Origin of the sequence: Cobetia sp. 1CM21F, assembly GCF_023161745.1 — a bacterium.
Classification (GTDB): domain Bacteria; phylum Pseudomonadota; class Gammaproteobacteria; order Pseudomonadales; family Halomonadaceae; genus Cobetia; species Cobetia amphilecti.
In genome coordinates this window covers 1400266-1408255 of sequence record NZ_JALNTQ010000001.1, presented here as the reverse complement: position 1 = coordinate 1408255, position 7990 = coordinate 1400266, and the positions used below count along the sequence as shown (strand labels likewise).

The following is a 7990-nucleotide window of genomic DNA, read 5'->3' as shown; positions in this document are numbered from 1 at the left end:
GCATTGGTGATCTCGACCGTGGTGCCCGCTTCACCGGTCCCGGCGACGGTGGTGCCATCGGTCTCGCTCAGGACTGGCGCATCCGGCGCGGTGGTGTCGACGGTGAGTGTGAACTCGCCAGACGCCGGGCTTTCGTTGCCGGCGGCATCGGTCGCTGTGACGCTGAAGACATGCTCGCCATCGGTGAGATCAGTAGCCGGTGTGTAGCTCCAGGCACCATTGGCATCGGCGGTGGCTGTCGCGATTTCCTCACCGTTGTGGGTGATGGTGACGGTGCTATTGGCCTCAGCGCTGCCGATGAGGGTCGGCGTCGCGTCATTGGTGCTGTCGCCAGAGGCGAGGGTGCCGGTATCGGCTGGTACATCATCTGTGGCGGAGGTGATGGTTGGCGTGTTCGGCGCGGTAACGTCAGCGTCTTCGGGCACATTAAGTGCCGCGGACGCTCCGCTTTCATTGCCGGCCGGGTCTGTTGCCGTGGCTGTCAGTGTGCTGCCAGCTTCCTGCTCCGGTGAGAGCTCAACCGAGAAGTTGCCTTCTGCATCGACGACCGCTGTTCCCAGCACATCATCGTTGGCATTGGTGATCTCGACCGTGGTGCCCGCTTCACCGGTTCCGGCGACGGTGGTGCCATCGGTCTCGCTCAGAACCGGCGCATCAGGCGCGTTGGTGTCGACCGTGAGCGTGAACTCGCCAGACGCTGGGCTTTCATTGCCGGCTTCGTCAGTCGCGGTGACGCTGAAGACGTGGTCGCCATCGGTGAGATCAGTAGTCGGTGTGTAGCTCCATGTGCCATTGGTATCCGCCGTCACGCTATCAACGACTTCGCCGTTGTGGGTGATGGTGACGGTGCTGCCGGCTTCTGCGCTGCCGGTCAGCGTCGGCGTCGCATCGTTGGTGCTGTCGCCCGAGGCGAGGGCACCGGTAACGGCTTCCACATCGTCGGTCGCGGAAGCGATGGTCGGCGTGTTCGGCGCGGTAACATCCGCCGCTTCCGGCACCACCAGGGTGTCGGAGACTGGGCTTTCGTTACCCGCGGCGTCGGTGACGGTAGCGGTCAGCTCAGCGCCAGCTTCCTGCTTCGGAGACAGCGTGATGCTGAAGGTGCCGTCATCGGCGACAGTACCGCTGCCCAGCAGATCGCCATCACCATTGGTGACTTCGACGGTCCCGCCGGCCTCGGCGCTACCATTGACGGTGCTGCCGTTGGCGGTCTCGCCATCGGTCTCGGACAGGATCGGTGCATCAGGCGCGGCGGTGTCGACGGTGAGCGTGAACTCGCCAGACGGCGCGCTTGCGTTGCCGGCGGCATCGGTCGCGGTGACGCTGAAGACATGCTCGCCATCGGTGAGCTCAGCGCTCGGGGTATAGCGCCAGGCGCCATTGGCATCTGCCACGACCGTATCAACGACTTCGCCGTTGTGGGTGATGGTGACAGTGCTGCCGGCCTCGGCGCTGCCGGTCAGCGTCGGCGTCGCGTCATTGGTGCTGTCGCCCGAGGCGAGGGCACCGGTATCGGCTGGTACATCGTCGGTCGCGGAAATGATGGTCGGCGTGTTCGGCGCGGTAACGTCAGTGTCTTCCGGCACTACCAGGGTGTCGGAGACAGCACTTTCGTTACCCGCGGCGTCGGTGACGGTGGCGGTCAGCTCAGCGCCGGCGTCCTGCTTCGGAGACAGCGTGATGCTGAAGGTACCGTCATCGGCAACAGTGCCGCTGCCCAGCAGCTCGCCATCACCATTGGTGATTTCGACAGTCCCGCCGGCCTCGGCGCTACCATTGACGGTGCTGCCATTAGCCGTCTCGCCATCCGTCTCGGACAGGATCGGCGCATCCGGCGCAGCGGTATCGACGGTGAGTGTGAAATCGCCAGAGGATGCACTTTCGTTACCGGCGGCATCGGTCGCGGTGACGCTGAAGACATGATCGCCATCGGTGAGCTCAGTGCTCGGGGTGTAGCGCCAGGCGCCATTGGCATCCGCTGTCACGTTATCAACGACTTCACCGTTATGGGTGATGTTGACGGTGCTGTTGGCTTCGGCGCTGCCGGTCAAGGTCGGTGTCGCATCGTTGGTGCTGTCGCCGGAGGCGAGGGCACCGGTATCGGCTGCCACGTCGTCGGTCGCGGAGGTGATGGTAGGGGTGTTCGGCGGAGTCACGTCAGCGTCTTCCGGCACCACCAGGGTGTCGGAGACTGGGCTTTCGTTACCCGCGGCGTCAGTGACGGTGGCGGTCAGTTCAGCGCCGGCTTCCTGCTTCGGAGACAGCGTGATGCTGAACGTGCCGTCATCGGCGACAGTGCCGCTGCCCAGCAGATTGCCATCACCATTGGTGATTTCAACGGTGCCACCGGCCTCGGCGCTACCATTGACGGTGCTGCCATTGGCCGTCTCGCCATCGGTCTCGGACAGGGTCGGTGCGTCCGGAGCGATAGTGTCGACCGTGAGGGTGAACTCGCCAGACGCTGGGCTTTCGTTGCCGGCGGCATCGGTCGCGGTGACGCTGAAGACGTGCTCGCCATCGGTGAGATCAGCGCTCGGGGTGTAGCTCCAGTTGCCATTGGCATCTGCCACGACCGTATCAACGACTTCGCCGTTATGGGTGATGGTAACGGTGCTGCCGGCTTCGGCGCTGCCGGTCAGCGTCGGCGTCGCGTCATTGGTGCTGTCGCCGGAGGCGAGGGCACCGGTATCGGCTGGCACATCGTCGGTCGCGGAGGCGATGGTAGGGGGGGTAGGCGCGGTGGAGTCGGTGCTTGAATCTACGCTCGCTGGTGTCGAGGTGCTGCTGATGTTGCCGGCAGGATCCGTAGCGGTGGCCGTCAGCGCCTCGTCATCCTGCTGGGGCGGATCAAGTTCGATGGAGAAGGTGCCATCGTCTTCCGCAATCCCAGTGCCGACGCTATCGCCATTGCTGTTGGTGATCTCGATGTCGCTACCGGCTTCGGCCGTACCGGATGCCGTGGTGCCATCGGTCTCGCTCAGAACCGGCGCATCCGGCGCAGTGGTGTCGACTGTGAGCGTGAACTCGCCAGACGCTGGGCTTTCATTGCCGGCGGCATCGGTCGCGGTGACGCTGAAGACATGCTCGCCATCGTCAAGCTCGGTGTTTGGAGTGAAGCTCCAGGCACCGTTGCTGTCGGCGGTGGTGGTGCCGATCACATCACCATCGAGCGTGACAGTGACGGTGCTGCCGACTTCAGCAGTACCGCCCAGGGTCGGCGTGGTGTCATTGGTGCTGTCGCCATCCTCGAGCGCTCCAGTGATGGCTTCCACATCATCCGTCGCGGAGGCGATGGTCGGGGTGTTGGGTGCCGTGATGTCAGCATCCTGCGGCACGGTGACCGCGGTGGAGGCTTCGCTCACGTTGCCGGCGGCATCGGTGGCGGTGGCGGTCAGTTCGGTGCCGGCTTCCTGCGTGGGGGACAGCTCGACCGAGAAGTTGCCATCGGCATCGGCAACGGCGCTTCCTACGCTGTCGCCGGCGGCATTGGTGACCTCGATAGTGGCGCCGGGCTCACTGCTGCCGGTGAGGATGTTGCCATTGGTCTCGTCGAGGACAGGCGCCTCAGGCGCTGTCGTGTCCTCATCCGAGGAGGAGCTGTCATCGCCAGTGGCAGCGGCCACGCCGACACCGGCGGCAACGGCCACGCCGCCTGCCACGAGGCCAGCGGTGCTGATGCCAGCCCCGGCACCCGCACCTGCGCCCGTTGCGGCTTCTGCACCCGCAGTGCCCGCACCCGCTGCTGCGGTAGTGAGAGCCGTCTCTGCCGTCGTCAAGGTCGCGGTACTGGTGAAGGGCACAGCGCCCCCTGCGCCAGCTTCACCCAGACCCACCTGAAAGAGCTCACCGGCGAACTCATCGCCTTGCAGATACAGGTGGCTGAGCTCGGTGGGGTCTGCGTAGAAGTTTTCGACCGTGATCAGTTCCCCGTTTTCGAGGGTGACAAGCAGGTTGTCTCCCTGGCGGGTCATTACCTCGATATCGCGAGGATGGAGATCCAGACTGACATCCGATGATCTATTGAGGGCAATGGTATCGACTTCACGCAGGACCGTTTCCTGTTCCGCGAGCTGACCGTGGGGAGCGACCTTGGCAGTTACCGGCATATCGTTATCCTCAATGGCACTTCTTGTGCATTCGCGACTTTCTATTAATTATCAATAATCAACACGTTATTATGACCTGGATCATTTTTCTAGTACCCAGACATCAATCTAATGTCGTTGATATATGGTTTATTGGAATATTGATTTTCTTTCGAACCTTTAGTTTCACTGCTCACTATGTCGACACCTCCTTGAGCCCTTGTTCTAAAGGAGATCGGGGAGTTGAGTGTCAAATTCAATAACGCCTGGGAGAGGTATTCGGATCATGCACTGAGTATGATTTTTCTAATCGGCCATGATGCTAAAGGTCAAGTAGTGCTAACTGGTTAATTTGGCGGCAAAAAATGATCTTAATTTAATGTATGCTTATAAACTGTTGGCTGTCGAGGTGTGACATACGTTGTTTAAACGCATGAAATATGTTTTCGAGAATAAAAAAGGCGCCACCCGTGAGGGTGGCGCCTTTGTCGTCCGTGGCGCGCCTTGTATCAATCAGCGCTGAAGGGGGCGGGCATTCTCTCCGCCTTGCCATTCATGGTAGGCGTCGATCTGTGCCTGGGAGGCTTCGATCGGCGTCTGCATGACAAACCAGGTGACAGGCTCAGAGCATGGCGGGGTGGTAAGCGAGCCGGAGTACTGCCAGCCGGCATGCTCGCGTGGCAGCAGCAGGTTGGCAGACAGGCCGCTTGTCAGGGTCTCGGAGAGACCGCGCTGGGGGAGGCGGCTCAACAGGCGGCTGAGGGCCAGGTTGTCATGCCCTTCCTCGACCAGCACGGCCAGCACGGCCAGCTTGCCTTCCGGCGTGCTGTGCACCAGATGGATTTCCATGGCGGCACGCTTGCCGTTGATGGCGTGCTCTGACGGCACATGCAGGTGCACCTGCGACAGGGTGTACTGGGTGCCATCCAGCGTCATGGTATTGCCGCTGGCCCCTTCGATCTGCAGGGTGTGGCCCGTATCGCGCGTGACGAGCAGCGGCGAGTGGTAGTCGAGTTTCGGGCCCGCTTCATTCAGCGTGCGTGACTGGCTGTCGATATCGATCGGCGACTGCTGGCTGCCGGCCGAGCACTCTGCATAGCCCGGGGTGAGCTCTCCCCAATGCTCGGGGCCGTTGGCTCCGGCGTTGGTGTCATCCGCGGATTCACTCGCATAGCTCCATTCAGTGACCGACGTGCCCGGCGCAGGCGACGTGGCAATGTCATCGGCGAGCGCCGGCAAGGATGACGACGTGGTGGCAAGCAGCACAGCCATGGCAAGTGGGCGTAACAGCGCGCGGGGCGACGAGGAAGAGGCTGGCATTGAGTTGTCCTTGCTCAAGAGTCCGTAACCGATCAGTGTCCTGAGCCGCCGTAGGCAGTCAGAACTCAGATGAATGAAGGCAGTCAGTGTGCCGGACTCAGGGGCGAGGTCAAGATGACGCTGGAGTGTCACTAGGGTGTCGCATTCCAGCGTCAGTTGTCGTGACAGTTATCGCGTCAGTAGTCACGACAGTTGTAAAGACAGTTGTGAAAACAGGGAGGGGGAGGTGTCAGCGCTCGAGCCACAGGCATTCCACGCTGTCGCCGTGGTTGAGCTGTGCGTGGGGCGGAATCACTGCCAATGCCTGAGCACCGGCACAGGAGGAGAGTACCGCCGAGTTCTGGTCCGGAAAGGCATGTGCCTCAAGCTGTCCATCACTGCCGGGCGACAGGGTGACGCGCAGATGGTCCTGACGGATGGCGGTGCGGGCTGAGAAGGCCGCGCGTACCGTGAGACGTTTCAGCTCGCGCAATGCAGCGCAGTCGGTCATCTCGCCCAGTAACGGACGAAGGAACAACCAGCCACCGACCCAGCTGGAGACCGGATTGCCCGGCAGGCCCACGACACGCACCGCGTCACCCCGGGGGCTGTTGATACGTCCCAGCGCCAGTGGTTTGCCCGGTTTGATGGCCAGGCGCCACAGATCCAGGCTGCCGAGCGCCTCGATGGCGGGGCGGACGTGGTCTTCCTCGCCGACGCTGACTCCACCGCAGGTGACGATCAGGTCAGCCTGTTGCGCCGCCGAAGCGAGGGCGTCACGGGTGGCCTCGAAGGTATCGGCCACATTGAGTGGCGCCAGCACCACCTCAGCCCCGAAGTCGCTGAGCATCTGGCTGAGCATCACGCGATTGGAATTGTAGATCTGGCCGGGCTTGAGCGGCTGGCCGGGCTCGATCAGTTCATCGCCGGTCGCGAACAAGGCCACTCGTACCTTGCGGCGCACCATCACGTGACTTGCCCCCTGGCCACACAGCAGGCCCAGCGCGGCAGCGTCCAGTCGCGTGCCCGCCGCGAGCAATCGACTACCCTTGCTGACATCCCGGCCTTGAACGCGAATGTTGTCGCCGCGGGTGCGAGGCCCGGGCAGCCAGGCCAGGGTGGTGCCATCTTCGCCTTCACGCAGTGTCACCTCTTCCTGCATGACCACCACGTCGGCCCCCTCGGGGATTTCCGCTCCGGTGAACAGGCGCGCACAACTCGCCACGGCCAGCGGCGTGGCAGGCTGGCCTGCCGCGATACGCTGACTGATCGGCAGCCAGGCACCGTCACCGATGTCCGCCACCCGGGCGCAGTAACCATCCATCTGGGAGTTGTCGGCAGGCGGCACGTCAAGCTCGGCATGCACGTCCTCGGCGAGCACACGTCCTGCGGCGTCACTGACTGCCACGCGCTCGGCTGGCATCAGCGGGCAGCTGTCACGGAGCGCTGCGAGTGCACTGGCCAGGGGCGCCAGCCCCTTGGCGCCGGCAGGCACGGCGTCGCAGCCACATCCTGCCGCCGCGGAAGGCGACGGCTGGGAATGCGGGTCTTTACTGGCGTCAGTGGGCATGGGTTCCGCGCTCCGGAATCACCAGGTTGGCGAAGTTGCAGGGGCGGTGACGGCTGTCGAGCTGCTCCTTGAGGATGCCGTTCCAGGCCGTCTTGCAGGCGCCGGTGGAGCCGGGCAGACAGAACACCACGGTACGGTTGGCCAGCCCTCCCAGACAGCGGCTCTGGATCGTCGAGCTGCCGACTTCCTGGTGTGAAAGCTGACGGAAGAGTTCGCCGAAGCCCTGGATTTCCTTGTCGAGCAGCACGCGAATGGCTTCCGGCGTGGAATCACGCCCGGTGAAGCCTGTGCCGCCCGTCGTCAGGATGACCTGAACGGCCGGGTCCGCGATCCACTCGCTGACCACGGCGCGCAGCTGGTAGACGTCATCGGGCACGATGCGCTTTTCATGCAGGGTATGGCCAGCCGCCGTAAGGTTGTTGACCAGAGCGTCGCCGGAGCGGTCATTCTCTGCGGTGCGTGTATCCGAGACGGTCAATACCGCGATGGTGAGGCCGATCTGTTCGTCATTGCCGCTCATGATCAGTCCTTCTTGCCTTGTTGACGTGCCTCGAGCGCTGCCAGCTGCTCAGGGGTCGCTTTCGCCTGGTGATGTGTCTTCCACTCGGAATAGGGCATGCCGTAGACATGCTCGCGCGCCGCGTCGTAATCGAAACTCACGCCACGCTCCTCGCCAGCGGCCATCAGCCACTTGGACAGGCAGTTGCGGCAGAAGTCGGCGAGGATCATCAGATCGATGTTCTGGACATCCTTGTTGTCATCCAGATGCTTGAGCAGACGACGGAACGCGGCCGCTTCCAGTTCGGTGCGGGTCTGTTCGTCCAGTTGGCTCAGGTCCTGTACGGCTTGAGGGGTCGGGTCGCTCATCGAATTCTCCTGAGAAGGCGCAGCTAAGCGCCTGCCTTCATGCTGTCGGGGTGCCTGGTGGGCCCAGGCGGGATATCTGAAACTTTACGCAACTAATGCAGAGCTGTGAACCAGCGCTGCACGCCTGTGGTTTGGTCTGTGATTTGACAGACGTGTTGGCAGACGGGTT

5 protein-coding genes are annotated in these 7990 nt (G+C 62.9%); all 5 read right to left on the bottom strand.

From position 1 onward, the window contains the following. A partial coding sequence (locus MSG32_RS05680; protein ID WP_248378380.1) for an Ig-like domain-containing protein occupies nucleotides 1-4106 on the bottom strand: 4106 nt, incomplete at its 3' end. 492 nt (nucleotides 4107-4598) lie between these two features. Beyond that, on the bottom strand, nucleotides 4599-5405 hold the full coding sequence (locus MSG32_RS05675) for a carbonic anhydrase family protein (RefSeq protein ID WP_248378378.1): 807 nt from the start codon (nucleotides 5403-5405) through the stop codon (nucleotides 4599-4601). Between the two features lie 229 nt (nucleotides 5406-5634). Beyond that, entirely contained in the window at nucleotides 5635-6954 is a 1320-nt protein-coding gene (gene glp, locus MSG32_RS05670; RefSeq protein WP_248378376.1) for a gephyrin-like molybdotransferase Glp, read from the bottom strand. Then, nucleotides 6944-7474, bottom strand: a complete 531-nt coding sequence (moaB, locus tag MSG32_RS05665) for a molybdenum cofactor biosynthesis protein B (RefSeq protein ID WP_216060588.1) — start codon at nucleotides 7472-7474, stop codon at nucleotides 6944-6946. Before moaB ends, glp begins: the two co-directional genes overlap by 11 nt. Before the next feature lie 2 nt (nucleotides 7475-7476). Beyond that, a complete protein-coding gene (locus MSG32_RS05660) occupies nucleotides 7477-7821 on the bottom strand; it encodes a DUF1244 domain-containing protein (RefSeq protein ID WP_054556717.1) in 345 nt (114 codons plus the stop codon). Nucleotides 7822-7990 lie beyond the last annotated feature (169 nt).